Annotated in this window: 21 protein-coding genes and 1 tRNA gene; 13 read left to right on the top strand and 9 right to left on the bottom strand. The window is 61.5% G+C overall.

All coding sequences use genetic code 11. The annotated features are described in order from the left end of the window. Positions 1-49: 49 nt before the first annotated feature. The gene (locus H0485_RS06730) at positions 50-1,870 is read right to left on the bottom strand and encodes an extracellular solute-binding protein (RefSeq protein ID WP_226934601.1); all 1,821 of its coding nucleotides are present in this window, start codon (positions 1,868-1,870) and stop codon (positions 50-52) included. A 281-nt stretch (positions 1,871-2,151) separates the two neighbouring features. On the opposite strand from H0485_RS06730, the gene H0485_RS06725 reads away from it, so the two are divergent. Together H0485_RS06725 and H0485_RS06720 are read left to right on the top strand one after the other, a co-directional pair. Continuing rightward, positions 2,152-2,925, top strand: a complete 774-nt coding sequence (locus H0485_RS06725) for a 3-hydroxybutyrate dehydrogenase (RefSeq protein WP_226934600.1) — start codon at positions 2,152-2,154, stop codon at positions 2,923-2,925. Then, the gene (locus H0485_RS06720) at positions 2,922-3,953 is read left to right on the top strand and encodes a patatin-like phospholipase family protein (RefSeq protein WP_226934599.1); all 1,032 of its coding nucleotides are present in this window, start codon (positions 2,922-2,924) and stop codon (positions 3,951-3,953) included. The genes H0485_RS06725 and H0485_RS06720 overlap by 4 nt, the downstream gene beginning before the upstream one ends. 15 nt (positions 3,954-3,968) lie before the next feature. On the opposite strand, the gene H0485_RS06715 is transcribed toward H0485_RS06720, so the two are convergent. Next, positions 3,969-4,649 (bottom strand): DUF502 domain-containing protein, encoded by a 681-nt coding sequence (locus H0485_RS06715; RefSeq protein WP_226934598.1) that lies wholly within the window; start codon positions 4,647-4,649, stop codon positions 3,969-3,971. Between the two features lie 328 nt (positions 4,650-4,977). Between H0485_RS06715 and uvrA the strand changes: the two genes are divergently transcribed. Next, on the top strand, positions 4,978-7,830 hold the full coding sequence (uvrA, locus tag H0485_RS06710; RefSeq protein WP_226934597.1) for an excinuclease ABC subunit UvrA: 2,853 nt from the start codon (positions 4,978-4,980) through the stop codon (positions 7,828-7,830). A 250-nt stretch (positions 7,831-8,080) separates the two neighbouring features. Here uvrA and typA read toward each other — a convergent pair whose 3' ends face one another. From typA to H0485_RS06680, 6 genes are all read right to left on the bottom strand, one after another. Next, positions 8,081-9,898, bottom strand: coding sequence for a translational GTPase TypA (gene typA / locus H0485_RS06705; RefSeq protein ID WP_226934596.1), 1,818 nt, complete (start codon positions 9,896-9,898; stop codon positions 8,081-8,083). 58 nt (positions 9,899-9,956) lie between these two features. After that, positions 9,957-10,571: a YitT family protein gene (locus tag H0485_RS06700; RefSeq protein ID WP_226934595.1), complete on the bottom strand. Its 615-nt coding sequence runs from the start codon at positions 10,569-10,571 to the stop codon at positions 9,957-9,959. A gap of 86 nt (positions 10,572-10,657) precedes the next feature. Continuing rightward, on the bottom strand, positions 10,658-11,260 hold the full coding sequence (locus H0485_RS06695) for a YitT family protein (protein ID WP_226934594.1): 603 nt from the start codon (positions 11,258-11,260) through the stop codon (positions 10,658-10,660). Between the two features lie 173 nt (positions 11,261-11,433). Then, complete coding sequence (locus H0485_RS06690) at positions 11,434-12,051, bottom strand: HD domain-containing protein (RefSeq protein ID WP_226934593.1); 618 nt, start codon at positions 12,049-12,051, stop codon at positions 11,434-11,436. Between the two features lies 1 nt (position 12,052). Then, a complete protein-coding gene (locus H0485_RS06685) occupies positions 12,053-12,313 on the bottom strand; it encodes a hypothetical protein (RefSeq protein ID WP_226934592.1) in 261 nt (86 codons plus the stop codon). Beyond that, a complete protein-coding gene (locus tag H0485_RS06680) occupies positions 12,313-12,972 on the bottom strand; it encodes an alpha/beta hydrolase (RefSeq protein WP_226934591.1) in 660 nt (219 codons plus the stop codon). The genes H0485_RS06685 and H0485_RS06680 overlap by 1 nt, the downstream gene beginning before the upstream one ends. Before the next feature lie 220 nt (positions 12,973-13,192). Between H0485_RS06680 and iscR the strand changes: the two genes are divergently transcribed. The 10 genes from iscR (at position 13,193) to H0485_RS06630 (ending at position 21,525) form a co-directional block, all read left to right on the top strand. Then, positions 13,193-13,708, top strand: coding sequence for a Fe-S cluster assembly transcriptional regulator IscR (gene iscR / locus H0485_RS06675; protein WP_226934590.1), 516 nt, complete (start codon positions 13,193-13,195; stop codon positions 13,706-13,708). Between the two features lie 88 nt (positions 13,709-13,796). Next, on the top strand, positions 13,797-14,840 hold the full coding sequence (locus H0485_RS06670; protein WP_226934589.1) for a cysteine desulfurase family protein: 1,044 nt from the start codon (positions 13,797-13,799) through the stop codon (positions 14,838-14,840). A 16-nt stretch (positions 14,841-14,856) separates the two neighbouring features. After that, entirely contained in the window at positions 14,857-16,392 is a 1,536-nt protein-coding gene (gene sufB / locus H0485_RS06665; RefSeq protein ID WP_226934792.1) for a Fe-S cluster assembly protein SufB, read from the top strand. A 15-nt stretch (positions 16,393-16,407) separates the two neighbouring features. Next, positions 16,408-16,998: a class I SAM-dependent methyltransferase gene (locus tag H0485_RS06660; RefSeq protein ID WP_226934588.1), complete on the top strand. Its 591-nt coding sequence runs from the start codon at positions 16,408-16,410 to the stop codon at positions 16,996-16,998. Between the two features lie 10 nt (positions 16,999-17,008). Then, entirely contained in the window at positions 17,009-17,764 is a 756-nt protein-coding gene (gene sufC, locus H0485_RS06655; RefSeq protein WP_226934587.1) for a Fe-S cluster assembly ATPase SufC, read from the top strand. After that, on the top strand, positions 17,764-19,041 hold the full coding sequence (gene sufD, locus H0485_RS06650) for a Fe-S cluster assembly protein SufD (protein ID WP_226934586.1): 1,278 nt from the start codon (positions 17,764-17,766) through the stop codon (positions 19,039-19,041). The genes sufC and sufD overlap by 1 nt, the downstream gene beginning before the upstream one ends. 33 nt (positions 19,042-19,074) lie before the next feature. Then, a complete protein-coding gene (locus tag H0485_RS06645; RefSeq protein WP_226934585.1) occupies positions 19,075-19,590 on the top strand; it encodes a YIP1 family protein in 516 nt (171 codons plus the stop codon). An 8-nt stretch (positions 19,591-19,598) separates the two neighbouring features. Then, positions 19,599-20,180, top strand: coding sequence for a Yip1 family protein (locus tag H0485_RS06640; RefSeq protein ID WP_226934584.1), 582 nt, complete (start codon positions 19,599-19,601; stop codon positions 20,178-20,180). Then, positions 20,170-21,393 carry a cysteine desulfurase gene (locus tag H0485_RS06635; RefSeq protein WP_226934583.1) on the top strand — a complete coding sequence of 408 codons (1,224 nt, stop codon included), beginning with the start codon at positions 20,170-20,172 and terminating at the stop codon, positions 21,391-21,393. The genes H0485_RS06640 and H0485_RS06635 overlap by 11 nt, the downstream gene beginning before the upstream one ends. A 55-nt stretch (positions 21,394-21,448) precedes the next feature. After that, positions 21,449-21,525: transfer RNA gene (locus H0485_RS06630), tRNA-Arg, on the top strand. A 62-nt stretch (positions 21,526-21,587) separates the two neighbouring features. On the opposite strand, the gene H0485_RS06625 is transcribed toward H0485_RS06630, so the two are convergent. Then, entirely contained in the window at positions 21,588-22,316 is a 729-nt protein-coding gene (locus H0485_RS06625; protein WP_226934582.1) for a tyrosine-type recombinase/integrase, read from the bottom strand. Positions 22,317-22,594 lie beyond the last annotated feature (278 nt).

Below are 22,594 nucleotides of genomic sequence, written 5' to 3'. Positions count from 1 at the left end.
TTGCCTGTCCTTCGTTTCGCAAGCTGCCTTCCGGCCCGCCCCGGTTTCCTTACTCTTCCTGATACCACCAGGTATCGGGCTGAAATCCGAGCCAGTCGCCGTAAAGTGGGATTTTTGCAGGGAATTTCAACTGTTTTTTATGAGCCAGCCGCGCACGGTCAGAATACCAGATCGGCAGCACATAGCGCCCGGCGGTCAGCACCCGGTCAAGCGCGCGGACGGCGGCATTAAACCGCGCCGGATCGGCCGCAGACAGCAGCTCGGCGATCATCGCATCGGCGGCGGGCTGATCTATGCCCATCCAGTTGCCACTGCCCGGGATATTCACGCCCGAAGAATGCCAGTAGAGCTTCTGCTCGGTCCCGGGTGAGAGGGAAAGCCCGCGAATGTAATGGGTTACGTCAAAGTCATAGGCTTTGGTGCGCTCGCGCATCTGCGCAGCATCGATCACCATCACCTCGGCCTGCACCCCCAGCGCCTTCAGCGCCTCGACCCAGATCGCGGCAATCGCGCCCAGCTCATCCTGGCCGGTGGTCAGCAGGATCTCAAAGCGGAAGGGCGCGCCCTGTGCATTGCGCAGAACGCCCTGGTCATCGACCAGCCAGCCAGCCTGCTCCAGCAGCTTTGCCGCCTGGCGCAGATTGCGCTGCCAGGCGCGGCCATCTTTTGCGACGGGCAGGGCATAGCCCTCAAGCGTGCCGGGGATCAGGTCGTCGGCAAAGGGGGCAAGCAAGGTGCGCTCCAGCCCGCTGGCCGGGGTGCCGGGCGCCATGCCCAGCGGCGAGTTGGAAAAATAGCTGGCAATGCGCGGCTGCACGCCGCCATTCATCACCTGACTGATAAATTCGAAATGGAAGCTGGCGATCAGTGCCTCGCGCACCCGCCAGTCGGCAAACAGGGGATTGCGGGTGTTGAAGACAAAACCCTCGATCCCCGAGGGGCGGTGATGCACGATCTCGCTCAGCACCACATCGCCCCGGCTGACGGCGGGGAAGTCGTAATTTGTCGCCCATTTTACCGGGTTCAGCTCGCGGTAGCTTGAGATATGCCCGGCTTTGAAAGCCTCAAAAATCGCCTGGGGATTGGCGAAATAATCATAGCGGATCTCATCAAAATTCCACTGGCCGCGGTTAAAGGCCAGGTCCTTGCCCCACCAGTCGGGATTGCGCCGGTAGCTGATCTGCGTGCCGGGCTCGACCCGCTCGATCACATAGGGGCCAGAGCCGGTCAGCGGTTCAAAGCCCGAGGCCTCAAAATCGCGGCCCTGCCATTGGGCCTTTTTCAGCACCGGCCTGAGCCCGAGGATCAGCGGCAGTTCGCGGTCGGGGGCGGTGAAGATAAAGCGCAGCGAACGCGGGCCCGTCACTTCGGTTCTGGCGACCTTTTTCCAGGCGGCGTGATAGCGTGGATTGCCACTGGTGCCGAGCAGTTCAAAGGACCAGATCACATCCTCAACCGTCACCGGGCTGCCGTCCGAGAAGCGCGCCTGCTCACGCAAGGTAAATTCTGCGTAGCTGCGCGCCGCATCGGTTTCGACTGATTCGGCCAGCAGACCATAAAGCGAAAACGGCTCGTCGTAATTGCGCCCCATCAGCGTTTCAACCACAAGTGGCGTCACACCCTGCACCGGCTGACCAGAGGTCATAAAGGGATTGAGCGTGTCAAAACTGCCCGGCATCGCCAGCCGGATCTCGCCGCCTTTCGGCGCATCCGGGTTCACCTGGGGCAGGGACACAAAATCCGGGGGGAGTGCGGGGCTGCCATACATAGCTATGCCATGTGCTGCCTGTGCATGGAGCGCAGCGGCAGGCCAGAGGAAAGTGGCCCCGAGGCTGAGAGACAGCAGGGCCACGGTTAATGTGTCGCGCATTCCGGAAACGATCCCAGTACAGAAAAAGAAGAACCCGGCGCGACCCTAAGCCTGTCAACAAGGCTTTTCAAACTTTTAGCTTGGCCAACGGCAAAGACAGGACTATATAGATCTTACTGCTCGATAGGTTTCTTGCCTGTATGAAACCTGCCTCAACGACTTAACGCCGGCCTCGCGCCGGCGTTTTTTTCTTTTTTCTTCCCTGGATATCCCCTGGTTCGCGCTGGCGTTTCTGCACCGGCACGCTAGTCTTTTGGCAGTTGCAGCATGGGGAGCGGATCATGGATCTTCAGGGGAAACGTGCAATTGTGACCGGATCCACCTCCGGGATCGGGCTGGGAATTGCCGAGGCTCTGGCCGGGGCCGGGGCGAGGCTGGTGCTCAATAGTTTTACCGATCGCGCCGAGGATCACGATCTCGCGAGTGACATGGCAAAGCGATTCGGAATCGAGGCGCGCTATATCAGCGCAGATCTGTCAATCGGCGAAGAGGCGCGCAATCTGGTGCATCAGGCCGGGGGCTGCGACATCCTTGTCAATAATGCCGGCATCCAGCATGTCGCCCCGATTGAAAGCTTTCCGCCAGCGGCCTGGGACCGGATCATCGCCATCAATCTCAGCTCGGCCTTCCATACCACGGCAGCGGCGCTGCCGGGGATGCGGGCCAGCGGCTGGGGCAGGGTGGTCAATATCGCCTCGGCGCACGGGCTGACCGCCAGCCCCTATAAATCGGCCTATGTCGCGGCCAAACATGGCGTGGTCGGGCTGACCAAGACCACCGGGCTCGAGACGGCGGGCCAGGGTATCACCTGCAATGCGATCTGCCCGGGCTATGTGCTGACGCCGCTGGTCGAGGCGCAGATCCCCGATCAGATGCAGGTGCATCATATGGATCGCGAGACCGTGATCCGCGAAGTGCTGCTTGAACGCCAGCCCTCGAAACAATTTGCCACCACCGAACAGCTCGGCGGCACCCTGCTCTGGCTCTGCTCGGATTACGCCGCCCAGGTGACGGGCACCACGATCTCGGTCGATGGCGGCTGGACCGCCCTGTGAGCGCGCGGGCGCGGCGGCAGGTCTCGCTGGCGCTGCAGGGCGGCGGCGCGCATGGCGCTTTCACCTGGGGGGTGCTCGACCGTCTGCTGGCCGAGACCGATATCGAAATCGCCGCGATCAGCGGCACTTCGGCCGGGGCGCTTAACGGCGCGGCGCTGAAAGCGGGCCTCGTCAGCGGCGGGCATGAGGCCGCACGGGCGCGGCTGGCGGTGCTCTGGCAAAAAATCGGCGAGATCGGGGATCTGCAGGGCATTGCGCCCTGGTTTCAGCCCTTTGTGCCGATGCTGCGGCTGATGCAGCAGAATACGGCGGCGATGCTGCCGGTCAGCCCGGCGCAGCTCGCCTCGCAGCTCTACTCGCCCTATGCCTGGGGCCAGCTCTGGCAAAATCCGCTCGGGCCGGTGGTGCGGGAGTTTGATTTTTCAGAGGTCTGCGCCGCGGCCGGCCCGCAGCTTTTTGTCGGCGCCACCAATGTGCGCAGCGGCAAGGCGCGGATTTTTCGCGAGGCGGAGATCACGCCCGAGGCGCTGATGGCCTCGGCCTGCCTGCCCAGTGTGTTCCAGGCGGTCGAAATCGGCGGCGAGGCCTATTGGGATGGCGGTTTCACCGGCAATCCGCCGCTCTGGCCGCTCTACAGCGCCGGTCTGCCCGATGATCTTGTGATCGTGCATGTAAACCCGTTGCACCGCGACTGCCTGCCGCAGAGCCCGGTCGAGATCCAGGAAAGGATGAGCGAGATCAGTTTCAACGCCTCACTGCTCTCAGAACTGCGCTCGATTGCCTTTGTAAAGCGGCTGCGCGCCGCCGGGCAGATCGCGCCGGGCCAGATGAAGGATGTAAGGGTGCATCTGATCCATGACGATCCGCTGATGAACAGCCTGTCCGGCGCGAGTAAGCTGCAGCCGGGCAAGGCGCTGATTGAGCGGCTGTTCAGCGCTGGTCAGGCGGCGGGCGAGGCCTTTTTCGCCCGCCATGGCGCGAAGATCGGCCATGAGCCTTCGGTCAATCTGGGCGAATTGTTCCTGTAACCGGGGGGCTGCGCCTCAGCGCAGCTCCTTGGGGATCGGATAGACCAGACCGCCCGAGACGATCAGCTTGGCCGCATCATCCACCCCGGTCTCTTCCAGGATCACCAGATCTTTGGTCGGCACAAACAGCAGCATACCGCTGGTGAAAGGCGTCAGCCCGACGAAGACCGCCGACATTTCACTGCCCATCGCTTCGAGCCTGGTCGCCAGCTCGCCCTTGGGCCGGGTCGAGATAAAGCCAAGCGCCCAGGAGCCCTGGCGCGGAAACTCAACGAGGCAGGCCTTGTCGAAACTGGTTTCCTTCTTGTTGAAGAAGGTCTCGGCCACCTGTTTGATCGCGCCATAGATCGAGCGCACCACCGGCATGCGGTCAACGAAAGTCTCTCCGGTGCGGATCACCGAACGGCCGATAATGCCCTTGGCGACCGAGCCGATCAGAATGGTGAAGATGAGGAACACCAGCACGCCGACGCCGCGCACCGGGAATTCATATTCCGGGCCAAGATAATAGCCCAGCAAAGCATCGGGCTGATAGCTGGCGGGGATCAGCGGCAGGATCCAGCCGTCAATCCAGCCGATGGCGGCCCAGACCACATAGAGGGTCAGACCGATCGGCAGGACGACCACCAGGCCGGTCAGGAAGCTGGCGCGGAGCGAGGCCAAGAGGCTGCGGCGAGGCAAGGTCGGATCAGTCATTATGTCTCCATCATCATCTGCCATTTTGGGGGGGCGGGCCGCGGCTTGCAATGACCGGAAGGCAAAGTTCTGCGCTTTTCACGATATCATCACGAAGGGGTTACCGCCCGGTTTGCCCTTGTGCTCCGCCCAGGCGCGAAACCGGGCATACCGCACCGACCCGCCCCGGGCGGCTGAGCCGGCCGCGCCATCGGCGTGAAATCCGCCTTCCTGGCAGAAGTTCGCAATTTGTTCACCAATTCTGCTTGGAAATTGCCGGATTTCCCCCTATCTCTGCGAAGCGGATCCGGGAGGGCTGATCCGGCGGATAAATCTCGGGGCTGGTATTATGGCGGAACAGAAGTTTATCGAGGTGCGTGGCGCGCGCGAGCACAACCTCAAAGGTGTCGATGTCAGCATTCCGCGCGACCAGTTCGTGGTGATCACCGGCCTGTCGGGCTCGGGCAAAAGCTCGCTGGCCTTTGACACGATCTATGCCGAGGGTCAGCGCCGCTATGTCGAAAGCCTGTCGGCCTATGCACGGCAATTCCTTGATATGGCGGGCAAACCGGATGTTGACCATATTTCCGGTCTCAGCCCCGCGATTTCGATTGAGCAAAAAACCACCTCGAAAAACCCGCGCTCGACCGTCGGCACGGTGACCGAGATCTATGATTATCTGCGCCTGCTCTATGCCCGGGTCGGCACACCCTACAGCCCGGCCACCGGCCTGCCGATCACCGCGATGCAGGTTCAGGATATGGTCGATGCGGTGATGGCAATGCCCGAGGGCACGCGGGCCTATCTCATGGCGCCGGTCATCCGCGACCGTAAGGGCGAGTATAAGAAAGAATTCCTCGAGCTGCGCAAACAGGGTTTCCAGCGCGTTAAGGTAAACGGCGCCTTTTATGAGCTGGAAGAGCCGCCCGTGCTGGATAAGAAATTCCGCCATAATATCGATGTGGTGGTTGACCGGATCGTGGTGCGCGAAGGCCTCGAGACCCGGCTGGCCGATAGTTTCCGCACCGCGCTGAACCTTGCCGATGGCATTGCCATTATTGAGATGGCCGATGAGACCGGCGAGCGCAAAACCTATTCCGAGAAATTCGCCTGCCCGGTCTCGGGCTTTACCATTGCCGAGATCGAGCCGCGTCTGTTCTCGTTCAATGCGCCGTTCGGGGCCTGCCCCTCCTGCGACGGGCTGGGGGCCGAATTGTTCTTTGACGAGCGACTGGTGGTGCCCGATCATGGCCTCTCGATCCCCCAGGGCGCGATTGCCCCCTGGGCCAAAACCAAATCGGCCTATTTCACCCAGACCGTCGACTGCCTCGCTAAACATTATGGCTTTGATAAAAAGACCAAATGGCGCGATCTGCCCGAGAGCGTGCGCCAGCTGTTCCTCAATGGCTCCAAGGGCGAAGAAATCGACTTCAGCTATGATGAGGCGGGCCGGGTTTATAAAGTGCGGCGGTTGTTTGAGGGCATTATGCCCAATCTCGAACGGCGTTACCGCGAGACCGACAGCTCCTGGTCGCGCGAGGAAATGGAGCGCTATCAGAACAACCGGCCCTGTTCGGCCTGTAACGGCTACCGGCTGAAGCCCGAGGCTCTGGCGGTGAAAATCGGCGGGCTGCATATCGGTCAGGTGGTGCAGAAATCGATCCAGGAAAGCCATGACTGGATCGGCACCGTGCCCGATAGCCTGAGCGGGCAGCAAAATGAGATCGCCCGCGCCATTCTGAAGGAAATCCGCGAACGCCTTGGTTTTCTTGTGAATGTCGGGCTGAACTATCTGACCATGGCCCGCAATGCCGGCACGCTTTCGGGCGGCGAAAGCCAGCGGATCCGGCTGGCCTCGCAGATCGGATCCGGGCTGACCGGCGTGCTTTACGTGCTGGATGAACCCTCAATCGGGCTGCATCAACGCGATAATGACCGGCTGCTGACGACGCTGAAAGGCCTGCGCGATCAAGGCAATACCGTGCTGGTGGTTGAGCATGATGAGGATGCGATCCGCGAGGCCGATTATGTCTATGACATCGGCCCGGGCGCCGGCGTGCATGGCGGCCAGGTGGTGGCGCATGGCACACCCGCCGAGGTGGCGGCCAATCCTGACAGTATCACCGGCCAGTATCTCTCGGGCAAACGCGAGATTGCCGTGCCGAAGGAACGGCGCAGGGGATCGGGGAAAAAGCTCACCGTTGTAAAGGCTTCTGGCAATAACCTCAAAGATCTGACGGTTGATTTCCCGCTGGGCAAATTCACCTGCGTCACCGGGGTTTCGGGCGGCGGTAAATCGACCCTGACCATTGAGACCCTGTTCAAAACCGCCGCCAGCAAGCTTAATGGCGCGCATGAGACGCCTGCGCCCTGCGAGACCATCAAGGGGTTTGAGCATCTTGATAAGGTGATCGATATCGATCAGCGCGCCATCGGCCGCACACCGCGCTCAAATCCGGCGACCTATACCGGGGCCTTTACCCATATCCGCGACTGGTTCTCGGGCCTGCCGGAAAGCAAGGCGCGCGGCTATGGGCCGGGCCGGTTCTCGTTCAACGTCAAGGGCGGGCGCTGCGAGGCCTGCCAGGGCGATGGCGTGATCAAGATCGAGATGCATTTCCTGCCCGATGTCTATGTCACCTGCGAGACCTGCCGCGGCCAGCGCTATAATCGTGAGACGCTGGAAGTTAAGTTCAAAAACAAGAGCATCGCCGATGTTCTTGATATGACCTGTGAAGATGCGCTCGCGTTTTTCCAGGCGGTGCCCTCGATCCGCGACAAGATGGCGGCGCTGTGCGAAGTGGGTCTTGGCTATATCAAGGTGGGCCAGCAGGCGACGACCTTGTCGGGCGGCGAGGCCCAGAGGGTGAAGCTGTCGAAAGAGCTGAGCCGCCGTGCCACCGGCCGCACGCTCTATATCCTCGATGAGCCGACCACGGGTCTGCATTTTGAGGATGTGCGCAAGCTGCTCGAAGTGCTGCATTCGCTGGTCGATCAGGGCAATACCGTGGTGGTAATCGAGCATAATCTCGATGTGGTGAAAACCGCCGACTGGGTGATCGATATCGGGCCGGAGGGCGGGGATGGCGGCGGCACTCTGGTCGCCGAGGGCACGCCCGAGAAGCTGGCTAAAGTTGCGGCCAGCCATACCGGGCGCTATCTGGCGCCGATGCTGAAGAGCAGACGCGTCGCCGCTGAATAGGCCGCACCTGGCAGCCAGGTCAGTATCACGCCCCTCAGCCCCCCGTTTCGGGGGGCTTTTGCTTTCATCTGTCTGAAAATATCCCCCAGAGATCCGGGGGTCAGAGGTCAGAGGTTCGGGGGTTGGGGTCCGGGGTCGGGATTCGGGGGGGCTGCCAGCCCCCCAGCGCTTTTCCGGCACCGTCCTGCAAAAGCAAACGGCGCCCACAAGGGCGCCGTTTTATCTCTCGCAGCAGTCAGATCTGACCGGATTATTCCGAGCGGCTCTGACGCTTGCGCTCATGCGGGTCGAGATAGCGCTTACGGATACGCACGATCTTCGGCGTCACCTCAACCAGCTCATCATCCTGAATATAGGCAATCGCCTCTTCCAGGCTGTAGCGGACCGGCGTCGTCAGGCGCACCGCCTCATCCGTGCCCGAGGCGCGGACGTTGGTCAGCTTCTTGCCCTTCAGCGGGTTCACCTCAAGGTCATTGTCGCGGCTGTGCTCGCCGATGACCATGCCCTCATAGACTGCTTCCTGAGCGCCGATGAACAGCTTGCCACGCTCTTCCAGGTTCCAGAGCGCATAGGCCACCGAAACGCCGTTCTCCATCGAGATCAGCACGCCCTGACGACGGCCCTGGATCGGGCCCTTATGCGGGGTCCAGCCGTGGAACAGACGGTTCATCACGCCCGAGCCACGGGTATCGGTGAGGAACTGGCCATGATAGCCGATCAGCCCGCGCGAAGGCACATGGGCGATGATACGGGTCTTGCCCACACCGGCCGGTTTCATCTCGACCAGATCGCCCTTGCGCTCGCCGGTCAGCTTTTCGATCACAGCGCCCGAATATTCATCATCGACATCGATGACGACCTCTTCGACCGGCTCCATGCGAACGCCGTTCTCTTCCTGGAAGATCACACGCGGGCGCGAGATCGACAGCTCAAAGCCTTCGCGGCGCATATTCTCGATCAGAACGCCCATCTGCAATTCGCCACGGCCCGAAACCTCAAAGGCCTCGCCGCCGGGGGTGTCGGCGATTTTGATCGCGACATTCTGCTCGGCTTCTTTCATCAGGCGGTCACGGATCACCCGCGACTGCACCTTATTGCCATCCTTGCCCGCCAGTGGCGAATCATTGATGCCGAAGGTGACGGTGATGGTCGGCGGATCGATCGGCTGGGCCGGGATCGCGGTCTCGACCGACAGATCGCAGAGCGTATCGGCCACGGTCGCCTTGGTCATGCCGGCGAGGGTGACGATATCGCCGGCCACGGCCTCATCAATCACGGTCTGGGTGGTGCCGCGGTAAGCGAGGATCTTGGTGACACGGAACTGCTCGATCCGCTCGCCATCGCGCGAGAGCGCTTTCAGCGAGGCACCGGCCTGGATGGTGCCGCTTTCGACGCGACCCGACAGCAGGCGGCCGAGGAAGGGGTCAGCGCCCAGAGTGGTCGCCAGCATCGAGAAGGGTTCATCCTTCTTCACCGCCTGGCGCGGCGAGGGCACATGCTTCACGATCAGATTGTAAAGCGCCTTCAGATCCTTGCGCGGACCATCGAGCGATTCATCGGCCCAGCCGGACCGGCCCGAAGCATAAAGATGCGGGAAATCAAGCTGTTCGTCGCTGGCACCGAGATTGGCGAAGAGGTCAAACACTTCGTTCAGCGCCCGCTCGGGCTCGGCATCGGGCTTGTCGACCTTGTTGAGCACCACGATCGGGCGCAGGCCGAGCGCAAGGGCTTTCGAGGTCACGAATTTGGTCTGGGGCATCGGGCCCTCAGCGGCATCGACCAGAAGCACGACGCCGTCGACCATATTCAGGATCCGCTCAACCTCGCCGCCGAAATCAGCGTGGCCGGGGGTGTCGACGATATTGATGCGAAGGCCCTCGTAATCAACCGAGGTTGCCTTGGCGAGAATGGTAATGCCGCGCTCGCGTTCGATGTCATTGCTGTCCATCACGCGTTCAGTCGTGGCCTGGCCCTCACGATAGGTGCCAGCTTGTTTCAGAAGCCCGTCGACCAGGGTGGTCTTGCCGTGGTCAACGTGCGCGATGATCGCAATATTGCGAAGGTCCATAAGGCTGTCCTGTTTGCTGCGCTGCCGCGAATACAGCAAGTTGCGGCATTTGGCTAGTTCAGCTCACCACATACCAGTCCCGGCGGTGATTGAAAGCCACGACAAGGTTCAGAATGACCGTCCCGAGCAGCGACCACAGCACCATTGTCGCCGGAAACAGGAAAGCCGCGATCAGAAACAGCACCGCATCATGGGCGAGCTGGGTCCAGCCGGCCTTAATGCCAAAGCGGTCCTGCAGGATCAGCGCCACAATCGAAGCGCCGCCGAGCGAGCTGGCATGGCGGAACAGGCCGAGCAGACCGACCCCGGCGCTGATGCCAAAGATCAGCGCGGCGAGGCCGGGGTGAATGCTGTCGATCAGGAGATAGGGTTTCATCGCTTCGGTCATCAGCGAGACGGCGGTAACGGTGGCGATGTTTTTGCAAAAGAAAACCGGGCCGCGCGCCAGCCAGGCGAAGGCAAAGAACGGCAGGTTCAGCGCGAAAAAGGTCAGCGAGAAATTCCAGCCCATCAGATAGGACAGCACCAGCGCCGTGCCTGCTGTGCCACCGGTGACCAGTCCCGCCGCGCGCAGCAGGAAAATCCCCAGCGCCGCCTGGGCCGAGGCGATGATAATGCCCTGCAGATCCTCAAAGCGGCTGTAGCGGCGGGGGGAATAAAGGTCAGCACTCATGACCCGGTTTTAGCAGCTGCCTCGGCGCGCGACCAATGCCTTCACTGCATGACAGATCTGCGCAGAATGCGCGGCTGCGGCGGGTGTCAGAGCGCGATATAGCGGTCGCGGCGGTGGTTGATCGCCAGCACAAGGTTCAGGATCACCACGCCGGGCAGGGACCAGAGCACCCGCTCCCAGGGCAGCCAGATCAGCGCCAGCGCGAACAGGGCGAGGTCAAACAGCATCTGCACCCAGCCGGCGCGAAATCCGCTTCGGTCCTGGATCATCAGCGCGACAATGCCGATGCCGCCGAGGCTTGAGCCATGCCGGAACAAAGCCAGCAGCCCCGCGCCGGTGACAAAGCCGAACAGCAGCGCCGCCAGCAGCGGCCCGAGCTTGGCAAAGCCGAGATATTGCGGCAGCAGGGCCGAGATCAGCGACAGCAGGCTGACCGCAATCAGGCTTTTGACGGTGAAGGCAAGGCCGATGCGGCGATAGCCCAGCCAGTAGAAGGGCAGGTTCACCAGAAAGAAGATCAGGCCGAAGCTCTGGCCGCTGGCATAAGAGATCAGCAAGGCCAGCCCGGCGGTCTGGCCGGTGATCAGCCCGGCATGGGTCAGAAACTGCAGCCCGAGGCCACACATCAGCGTGCCAAAAATCAGCCCCTGGGCATCATCGAGAGCAGAATGTTTTGCGGTCTGTGACATCGGGCCTCACTGCCCCCCTGGCGGTGAAAAGGCAACCGGGCTTTTGCACAGCGGCCTGCACTGGCCAGTCGATGGCGGAGCAGGCGGGCAGGGCGCAGGCGGGTACAGGGCGCGGCGCGGCGGGACTGGTCCTGCTATGCCCCGCTTTTGCAGCCGCCCACGCGTCGTGCAGATCAGTCCTGATGCGGAAACCAGGGCCGGGCCTTTTCGCGCACCCAGTCCCAGAGTTCGGGCGCGCCGCGGGCGATTTTGACGCCGACCCGTTCTTTCAGCTGCGGCCAGGTGACGCTGTATTCGAGCCAGGAGCCGCCGCCGCCGGCAATATTCTGCATCACCGGCTGCAGCCGGTCGAGCGATCTGGCAAAGACCGCATCCGGGCTTTCACCCGCCTCAAACTCAAGCCAGAGCGCGCGGAAGCTGGCGGCCTGATCTTCGGGCAGCAGGCCGAAGATCCGCTCGGCGGCGCGGGCCTCGGCCGCCATGGTCGCGGCGCTGTGATGCACGCTGCCATTCTTGGAATGGATCGGCACATCGCCGGTATCGATCTCGACCAGGTCATGCAGGATCAGCATCCGCATGACGCGGGTAATATCAACCCCCTCGGGCGCATGATCGGCCAGGGTCATGGCATAAAGTGCCAGATGCCAGGAATGCTCGCCCGAATTCTCGCGCCGCGAGCCATCGGCCAGCTTTGAGGCGCGCAGCACCGATTTCAGCCGGTCGGCCTCGGTCAGAAATGCCATCTGCGCGGCGATGCGCACAGAGGGCCCGTCTGGCGTCAGATCAGCCATGTCACAGGCTCACATCCCGGGGCGCGGGCGGGGCCTCGCCACCCTCGCGCTTTGCTTTCAGGCTGCGTTCCAGAAAGGCGCGGCCGCGCGCCTCGGCGAGGCGGATGCGGATCGAGGTCATGAAGCTTTCCTGCAGCGTGGGCGAGGCGGCCATGAGTACACGGCCGACCTGCTCATAGAAGCGGTCATCCTGAAGCTCGCCCTGGGCGGCCAGCACGTCGCGCGCCAGCGCATCAGCAAGCTCCTGGATGTAGGACGACATCAGCGTGTGGTCTCGGTCATCCGGCGGGCGACATAGCCCGAAACGGTGTCGATCATCGGCTTCATATGCGCTTCCTCATCTTTGAAGAAGTGATCGGCGCCTTCCACCTCGGTATGGGTGATGGTGATGCCCTTCTGCTCATGCAGCTTGCCCACCAGGGTACGGGTGTCTTTCGGCGGCGCCACTTTATCATTGGTGCCATTGATGATCAGACCCGAGGAGGGGCAGGGCGCGAGGAAGGTGAAATCATACATATTGGCCGGCGGTGCCACCGAGATGAAGCCGGTGATCTCGGGACGGCGCATCAGCAGCTGCATGCCGATCCAGGCGCCGAAAGAGAAACCCGCCACCCAGCAGGCTTTGGCATTCTGGTTCATCGCCTGCAGATAATCGAGCGCGGAAGCCGCATCCGACAGCTCGCCAATACCCTGATCATATTCGCCCTGCGACCGGCCCACACCGCGGAAATTGAACCGCAGCACGTTAAAGCCCAGATTGTGGAAGGCGTAATGCAGGTTATAGACCACCTTGTTATTCATCGTGCCGCCATAGGCGGGATGCGGGTGGAGAATGATAGCGATCGGCGCGTCCCGCTCTTTTTGCGAATGGTAACGGCCTTCGAGGCGGCCATCAGGGCCGGCAAAAATAACTTCGGGCATAGGTCTCGCCTGATTTGTCCGGCCAGAAAACTTGACGAATTTCCCCGGATATTTTAGAACAGTTCTAAAGGCCGTGCCAGGCAGGCCTTAGGGTTCGCTCCTGAGGTAATGGCCCCAGGTTGCGGCGTCAATGGAATTGCTTCAGAGGGGCGCCTGCCGGCAGCTCTGCCGGGGCGTGATCCGCTGCCTCTCAGGGGGAGGCAGCGGTCAGGAGGGTGGAATGAAACTGTCGACCAAGGGGCGCTATGCCATGGTTGCGCTCGCGGATCTGGCGCTGATGGAGGGCGAGGCGGCGAAAAAGGCGGCGAAAGTGGTGGCGGCGGGCCAGCCGGCCCCGGCCGATGAGCTGGTCTCACTGGCCGAAATCTCGCGCCGTCAGGATATTTCGCTGCCCTATCTCGAGCAGCTTTTCGTCAAGCTGCGCCGTGCCGGCCTGGTTGAGGCGGTGCGGGGTCCGGGCGGCGGCTATCGCCTGGCGCGTTCGGCCGATGCCATCCGCGTCAGCGAAGTGCTGGAGGCGGTCGAGGAGACGGTGGATGCGATGCATACCGGGGCCGGGGCCACGGGCGGCATTTCCGGCACCCGGGCCCAGTCGCTGACCAACCGTCTGTGGGAGAGCCTTTCGGCCAATGTCTATGTCTTCCTGCACCAGGTGCGGCTCTCAGACATTGTGAAAAACGACCTCACCCCCTGTCCGGCAGTGCCGGGCCTGTTCCGGGTGGTCGATGAAGAGTGAGCCTGCGCCGCCGCGCGTCAGGCAAGTGTAACCGGGGCTTTGCCCCGCAGCGCCGGGAAGAGCCCGGCAGGGAATGTTAGGACGGTTTATGGCCGAGCGCCTGTATCTTGACTGGAATGCAACCGCGCCGCTGCGGCCTGAGGCCCGGGCGGCGATGATTGCAGCCATGGATGTGTCGGGCAATCCCTCCTCGGTGCATGGTGAGGGGCGGGCGGCAAAGGCGCTGCTGGAAGATTGCCGCGCGAAAATCTCGGCGGCCTTTGGCGCCGATGGCGCGGATCTGGTCTTCACCTCCGGCACCACCGAAGCCTCGGCTCTGGCCCTGGCCGGGCGCGGCCTGGCCTGTGCCGGGATCGAACATTCGGCGGTTTCGGCCTGGTGTGAGGACCGCCTCGCGGTGGGGCGCGATGGCAGGGTTGAGGTTCCCGATCCCGCCGCCAGCACCCTGCAGCTGGCCAATCCCGAGACCGGCATCGTCCAGAGCCTGCCCGAGGGGCTTGCGGTTTCAGACCTGACCCAGGCCATGGGCAAGCTGCCGCTCGCCTGGAACTGGCTGGGCTGCGATATGGGGCTGGTCTCGGCGCATAAATTCGGCGGGCCGCGTGGCATCGGCGCTTTGCTGTTAAAGCGCGGCCTTGATGTCGAGGCAAAACTCAGGGGCGGCGGTCAGGAGATGGGGCGCCGTTCGGGCACCGAAAATCTGATCGGCATCGCCGGCATGGCGGCCGCAGCCGAAGCGGCGGCACGCGACCTGGCCAATGGGGTCTGGGAAGAGGTTGCCGCAATTCGCGATATTCTGGAATCAGCATTGTTTGCCGGGGCCAGTGACATTATCTCGGTCAGCAAAGGGGCAGAGCGTCTGCCCAATACGCTTTGCCTCATCGCGCCAGGCTGGCGCGGCGAAACCCAGGTGATGGCGCTCGACCTCGCGGGCTTTGCCATTTCTGCCGGATCGGCCTGCTCCTCGGGCAAGGTGCGCGGCTCAAAAGTGCTTGGCGCCATGGGCTATGGCGACCAGGCCGGACAAATGGTCAGGATCTCAATCGGTCCTGGCGTCACTGAAGAAAACGTCCTGCGGTTCTCTGAAACCTGGACCCGGGCTTATGCGAAGGCTCGTGCGCGAGCCGCATGAGGATTGGAGTGAAACGATGAATACCCATGTGGCCAGTGACCAGCTGCGCGAAGAGCGCGACGATATCCGCGAAGGCGTGGATCGCGAGACGGTCGAAGCCGTCGAGGCGATGGCCGGCAAATATAAGCACGGCTGGGAAACCGAAATTGCGACCGAATATGCGCCGAAAGGGCTGAATGAGGATATCGTTCGCCTGATCAGCGAGAAAAACGGCGAGCCGCAATGGATGCTCGACTGGCGTCTGGCCGCTTTTGCCCGCTGGCAGAAGATGGAAGAGCCGGACTGGGCGATGCTCAGCTATCCGAAGATCGACTATCAGGATCAGTATTATTACGCCCGCCCGGTGAGCATGGCCGAAAAGCCCAAATCGCTCGACGAGGTCGATCCCAAACTGCTGGCCACCTATGCAAAGCTTGGTATCCCGCTGAAAGAGCAGGCTATTCTGGCAGGTGTCGAAGTGCCGGAAGAAGAGCGTAAGGTCGCGGTGGATGCGGTCTTTGACTCGGTTTCGGTCGGCACGACCTTCAAGGAAGAGCTGAAAAAAGCCGGTGTGATCTTCTGCTCCATCTCAGAAGCGGTGCGCGAATACCCCGAGCTGGTGCAGAAATATCTCGGCACCGTGGTGCCGCAGTCGGATAACTTCTTTGCCACGCTGAATTCGGCGGTCTTCTCGGACGGCTCCTTCGTCTATATCCCGGAAGGCACCCGCTGCCCGATGGAGCTTTCGACCTATTTCCGTATCAATGCCGAAAACACCGGACAGTTTGAGCGCACGCTGATCATCGCGGAAAAGGGCTCTTACGTCTCATATCTTGAGGGCTGCACCGCGCCGCAGCGCGACACCAACCAGCTGCATGCGGCGGTGGTGGAGCTGGTGATCCTGGAAGATGCCGAGATCAAATATTCGACGGTGCAGAACTGGTTCCCCGGCGATGAGGAAGGCAAGGGCGGCATCTATAACTTCGTGACCAAACGCGCCGATTGCCGCGGCGACCGCGCCAAGGTCATGTGGACCCAGGTTGAGACCGGCTCGGCCATCACCTGGAAATACCCCTCCTGCATCCTGCGCGGCAATGAGAGCCAGGGCGAATTCTACTCGATCGCCATCGCCAATAATATGCAGCAGGCCGATACCGGCACCAAGATGATCCATCTTGGCAAGAACACCAAATCGCGCATCGTCTCGAAAGGCATTTCGGCCGGTAAGGCGCAGAATACCTATCGCGGTCTGGTCTCGGTACATCCCAAGGCCACCGGCTCGCGCAATTATACCCAGTGCGACAGCCTGCTGATCGGCGATCAGTGCGGCGCCCATACCGTGCCCTATATCGAAGTGCGCAATAATTCCTCGCGCTGCGAACATGAGGCGACCACCTCAAAGGTTGATGATGATCAGCTGTTCTACTGCCGCTCGCGCGGTATGGATGAGGAAGAGGCCGTGGCGCTGGTGGTGAATGGCTTCTGCAAGGAGGTGCTGCAGGCGCTGCCGATGGAGTTTGCGATGGAAGCCCAGAGCCTGGTTGCGATCAGCCTCGAAGGCTCGGTCGGCTGAGCCTGGGGGCGGGCCGTGAGCGGAACCCTTCAGCGCCCCCGGCTGACCATGCCCGAGGCGGAAGCCAGGGCCTGGAAAGCCGCCTGTGCCGAGGCTCAGGTGGTGCTGGAATATGGCTCCGGCGGCTCGACCCTTGTCGCGGCTGAGGCTGGCTGTGCGGTCTGGTCGGTGGAATCCGACCGGGCCTGGGCCGAAGGGATGCGCGACTGGTTTGCCGCCCATCCGTCCCAGGCTCCGGTCACCATCCACCATGCCGATATTGGCCCGACCCGAGACTGGGGCCATCCGGCGGATGAGAGCGCATTTCGGCACTGGCCGGATTACGCTTTGAAAGTCTGGGAGTTACCGGGCTTTCTTCATCCGGATCTGGTGCTGATCGACGGCAGGTTTCGCCTTGGCTGCTTTCTGACCATTGCCTATCGGATCACCCGCCCGGTGACCCTGCTGTTTGACGACTACCTGCCGCGCAGGGCCTATCATCAGGCCGAAGAGATCGCGGCACCGATAGAGATGATCGGGCGTATGGCCCGGTTTGAAATTGAACCTGTGACACTGACGCCGGACCGGCTGCGGGCTTACGCCAAAGCGCTGCTGCAACCGGTCTGAGGAGAGAAAAATGCTTGAGATCAAGAACCTGCATGTGAAACTTGAAGAAGAGGATAAAGTGATCCTCCGCGGCGTCGATCTGAAGATCAATGCCGGTGAAGTGCATGCGATCATGGGGCCGAACGGCGCGGGCAAATCGACTTTGTCCTATGTGCTCTCGGGGCGTGACGGCTATGAAGTGACCGAAGGCTCGGCCGCGCTGGAAGGCGAAGAGCTGCTGGAGATGGAGCCGGAAGAGCGCGCCGCCGCTGGCCTGTTCCTTGCTTTCCAATATCCGGTCGAAATCCCGGGCGTTGGCAATATGACCTTCCTGCGCACCGCCGCCAATGCACAGCGCAAGGCGCGCGGCGAGGAAGAGCTTTCGGCCGGCGACTTCCTGAAACTGGTGCGTGAGAAGGCGAAAACCCTGAAGATCGACGCCGAGATGCTGAAGCGTCCGGTCAATGTCGGCTTCTCGGGCGGTGAGAAAAAGCGTAACGAAATCCTGCAGATGGCCATGCTTGAGCCGAAACTCTGCGTGATGGATGAAACCGATTCCGGTCTCGATGTTGACGCGATGAAACTGGTGGCCGAAGGCGTGAATGCCCTGCGTTCGGAAGGCCGCTCCTTCCTCGTCATCACCCATTACCAGCGCCTGCTCGACCATATCAAACCGGATTTCGTCCATATCATGGCCAATGGCCGGATCGTGAAATCGGGCGGCCCGGAGCTGGCTCTCGAAGTTGAGAATAATGGCTATGCCGACATTCTTGCCGAGGTGCAGTAATGGCGATTCAGCAGGTGAAAGCGGAGGCTCTGGCGGCGCGGATCGCCGGACTTTCGTTTGAAAACAAAGGCTGGGCCGGCAAGGCCCGTGCAGAGGCCAGGGTGCGTCTGAGCGCATTGGGCCTGCCGGTGAAGCGCGAGGAATACTGGCGTTATACCGATCCGACCAGCCTGACTTCGGTCGAACCGGTGAAGGCTGCCCCGGTGGCGGCTGAAGCCGCTTTCGCGGCGATTGACCAGCTGCAGATCGTTTTCACCGATGGCCTGTTCAACGCTGCCGCCTCCGGTGATCTGGCTTCGGCCGGGGTCTCGGTCGAACGTCTTGCAGAGGTGGGTGCCTCGGATAGCCACTGGGCCTCCGGGCTCTATGGCGTGCTGGAAGCGCGTGGTCAGACGCCGGTGGCGCGTCCGCTGGCAGCGCTGAACAGCGCCTATGCGACCGACGGTCTGGTGATCCGGGTCTCGGGCGCGGCCACCAGGCCGATCGCTCTGGTTTATGAAAATAAATCAGAGGCTTCCGACGTGATCCTGCATCACATTGTGAAGCTGGAACAAGGCGCCGCGCTGACGGTTCTGGAAAGCGGCACCGCTGGTGCACGTTTCAACACCGTCATGGAAGTTGAGCTGGCCGATGGCGCCCGCTTCAACCATGTCCGCAGCCAGGGCCGTGAGGAAACAGAGCGTCGCGGCGTGACCCATCTCTTCACCCGTCTCGGCTCGGAAGCGCAGTTCAAAAGCTTTACCGTCACCGCCAATGGCAGGCTGACCCGCAACGAGGCGGTGATCGAGCTGATCGGCGATGATGCCATCGCCCATGTCGCCGGTGCCGCAATGGGCGATGGCCGCGATTTCCTGCAAGATGACACGGTCTTCATCACCCATCAGGGCCAGCGCTGCGAAAGCCGTCAGGTCTATAAAAAGGTGCTGCGCAACGGTGCAACCGGGGTGTTCCAGGGTAAAATCCTGGTGAAACAGACCGCGCAGAAAACCGATGGCTATCAGATCAGCCAGTCGCTGCTGCTTGATGAGGACAGCAACTTCCTCGCCAAGCCCGAGCTTGAGATCTATGCTGATGATGTGAAATGTTCGCATGGCTCGACCTCGGGCGCGATTGACGAGACGGCTCTGTTCTATCTGCAGTCGCGTGGCGTGCCGCGGGCTCAGGCGCAATCTCTGCTGGTTCTGGCTTTCCTCGCCGAAGCCATTGATGAGATTGAGGATGAGGCGATTGCAGAAGATGTGCGTGCACGTCTGGAGATCTGGCTGCACGGCCGGTAAGACTGACGCATCAAAGACCTGAAGGACCGGGAAATGTCTGCCACTACCGAGATTTTCGAGACCTGGCGACGCCCGGCTCAGGTGATGCGGCGTAAACTCGATCGGGGCGTGGGGGAAGAACACGCCCTGATCCTGCTGTTTGCCGCCTGTTTTCTGTTTTATGTCGCGCAATGGCCAAGGCTTTCGCGTGAGGCGCATCTGGGCCTGGCCTATGCGCAGGAGACAGGCCTGCCGCTTGAGGAGGTGCCCGGTATTCAGGCATTGCTCGGCATTAACCTCTTTGCTTTCCTTTTTATGGTACCGCTGATTTTCTATGCGGTTGCAGCGCTTTCGCGGCTGATCCTCAGGCTGTTTCGCGCAAAAATTGACCCGCTGGCGGCCCGGATCGCTCTGTTTCAGGCCCTGCTCTGCACCGCGCCGCTGATGCTGTTTCAGGGCCTGCTGGCCGGGTTCAGCGGCCCTGGTCTTTCGGTGACCGCGGTCGGGGTGGTGATCGCGCTCGCCTTCCTCTGGCTCTGGTCGCAGCTGCTGCGTGAGGCGATGCGCTGAAGATGGATATGCTGAAAGCTCTGTTCCGCCTCAGCCTGACCCAGCCGCGTGCCGGCATGCGGCTTTTGCTGAACCTGACGCCTTCGCCGGGCACGGCTATGGCCGCCCTGGCCTTTGTTGCCGTTGCTTCGGCGCTGCTGATCCATTTCAGCCTGCTGGCGCTGAGCGCCGAGGGGCGTGATTTTGCCCGGCAGATTTTTGGCAGCCCGTTCTATACTGCGGCGATCCAGGCCCTGGCCTTGCTGGTCGCGGCGCTGCTGATCTGGCAGGTCGGGCGCTGGCGCCAGGGGCAGGGCGATTTCACCGGCTCGGTGCTGGTGATGGCCTGGCTGCAGGCGATCATGCTGGTGCTGCAGCTGGGGCAGATCCTGCTGACCCTCGCGCTGCCGCCGCTGGCGAACCTGTTCGGCTATCTGGCTTTCGCCTATTTCTTCTGGCTGGTCTCGCATTTCATCGCCGAGCTGCACCGCTTTGATTCGGTTGGAAAAACTTTCCTCGGGATCGTGCTGACCCTGGTGGTCGCGGTGCTAATCCTGTCGTTTCTCCTCTCTCTCTTCCTGTCACCGGAGGCTTTGAGCCATGGGTTATGATGTCGAAAAAATTCGCGCGGATTTCCCGATCCTCAGCCGCCAGGTGAACAACCGGCCGCTGGTCTATCTCGATAACGGCGCCTCGGCACAAAAGCCAAAACCGGTGATTGATGCGATCACCGCGGCCTATTCGATGGAATATGCCAATGTTCACCGTGGCCTGCATTACCTGTCAAATCAGGCGACCGAGAAATATGAAAGCGTGCGCGGCAAGATCGCGCGTTTCCTTGGCGCTGCCGATGAGGAGGAGATCGTCTTCACCTCGGGGGCGACCGAGGGGATCAATCTGATCTCTTACGCCTGGGGCGCCGAAAACCTGCAGCCTGGCGATGAGATCCTGCTCTCGGTCATGGAGCATCACGCCAATATCGTGCCCTGGCATTTCCTGCGCGAGCGTCAGGGCGTGGTGCTGAAATGGGTCGAATGCGATGCCGAGGGCGCGCTTGATCCCCAGGCGGTGATCGATGCGATCGGGCCGCGCACGAAGCTGATCGCCATTACCCATATGTCGAATGTCACCGGCACTGTGGTCGATGTCGCCGCGATCTGCCGGGCGGCACGGCAGCAGGGCGTGGCGGTGCTGGTCGATGGCAGCCAGGGCGCGGTGCATCTGCCGGTCAATGTGGATGCGCTCGGCTGTGATTTCTATGCGATTACCGGACATAAGCTCTACGGACCAAGTGGTTCCGGCGCGATCTTCATCCGCCGCGAACGTATGGAACAGATGCGGCCCTTCCTTGGCGGCGGTGATATGATCCGTGAAGTGCATCGTGACCATATCAGCTGGGCGGCGCCACCGATGCGTTTCGAGGCCGGGACACCGGGGATTGTGAACCAGATCGGCCTCGGCGTGGCGCTGGATTATCTGGCCGGCATCGGTATGGAAAACATCGCGGCGCATGAGGCAGGGCTGCGCGATTATGCCCGCCAGAGGCTGCAGGGGCTGAACTGGCTGAACATTCAGGGCGATGCCCCGGGCAAGGGGGCGATCTTCAGCTTTACCCTGCAGGGCGCGGCCCATGCGCATGACATTTCGACCGTGCTCGATAAGAAAGGCGTCGCGGTGCGCGCCGGCACGCATTGCGCCATGCCGCTGATGCAGCATTTTGGCGTCACCGCCAGCTGCCGCGCCTCTTTCGCCATGTATAACACCATGGCAGAAGTCGATGCTCTCGTGGAAGCTCTTGAATTCTGTCACGAACTCTTCGCATGAGGCGCGGTTCAGCTCTTGCAGCCCGGCTTTCGAGCAGGTAAGGAGAGGGCACAGCGCACCCGTAGCTCAGCTGGATAGAGTACTGCCCTCCGAAGGCAGGGGTCACAGGTTCGAATCCTGTCGGGTGCGCCATTAAATCAATGACTTAGCGACCACACGGTTATTGAGAAACTGTTACATGTAACAGTTAAGCCCTATTTTCGAGGGTTTTCCATAGCTCTGCGGGCTGATTCCATGAAGCCCGGAGAGTGGTGACCGTATACCTTTTCAATGGTCTCCTGGCTGGTCGCAAAGTAGCCTGCAGCTTCCCATGTCGTCACTCCATTCTGCATAGCCCATGTGATTGCGGTGTGCTTCAAAGTATGAGGCGTGACTGATGCAAGGCCTGCCTCGGCGACAGCCTTGATAAAGGCGCGCTTCACATCACCAGCAGGTCTCCCGCCATACTCTACAGCCCAGACAGCGCCCTTAGCGCGCCAGCGGCGAAGGTGTGCCAAGAGTTGACGTGGAATCGGGGCGGGTGTCCTCCGTTTCTTCGTGGTGCGCTCATCCTCTGACTTTCTGTACATGATACCGCGATCAAGATCGAACCAACCTCCATGCGTGTTGGCTGTGAAGCCCATCCGCGTGATCGCGTCCTTGCGAGTACCTGTGTACAGGCCGATCAGGATGAACCGGGCGAGGTGCCCCGCCTTGTGGCCTCGATAGGCCGCCCAGAGAAGGCGCGCCGCCTCAGATCTTGTCAGCCAGCGATCTTTCGGTTCTGACTTTTCCGGAAGAGTAACGACAGGCGCGCTGGTCAGGTAGCCCTCTCTATGAGCATAATTGATCGCGGCTTGCATGGCTCCCAGTTCACGTCTGATCGTGGCAGGGGAGACAGGTGCATATTCGACAGGCTCGCGGGTTTCTGGATCGCGTCGCACCACTTTTTTCCGTGAACTGGCATATCGTCGACAGGTTTCCCCCTTCACATGAGAAACCTTGAGTGCCGACCAGAATGGAAGCAAAGCATCCAGGGCATATCCGATACGGGCCGGGTCAGCGACGGTTGGGGCATATTCCTCTGCATATATCGGGACTGTCCTGAAGTCTGTGTATCTGGGCCGGTCCATGCGGTTTCAGATACTCAAGCGGCGAAGCGCTCGCCGAACATTATGGCGAACTGGTTGCGGGCGGCAAACCATTCCCGGACGTTGCGACC

Origin of the sequence: Pseudogemmobacter faecipullorum, assembly GCF_020539525.1 — a bacterium.
Taxonomy (GTDB): domain Bacteria; phylum Pseudomonadota; class Alphaproteobacteria; order Rhodobacterales; family Rhodobacteraceae; genus Pseudogemmobacter; species Pseudogemmobacter faecipullorum.
This window is presented reverse-complemented; position numbering and strand designations above follow the sequence as displayed.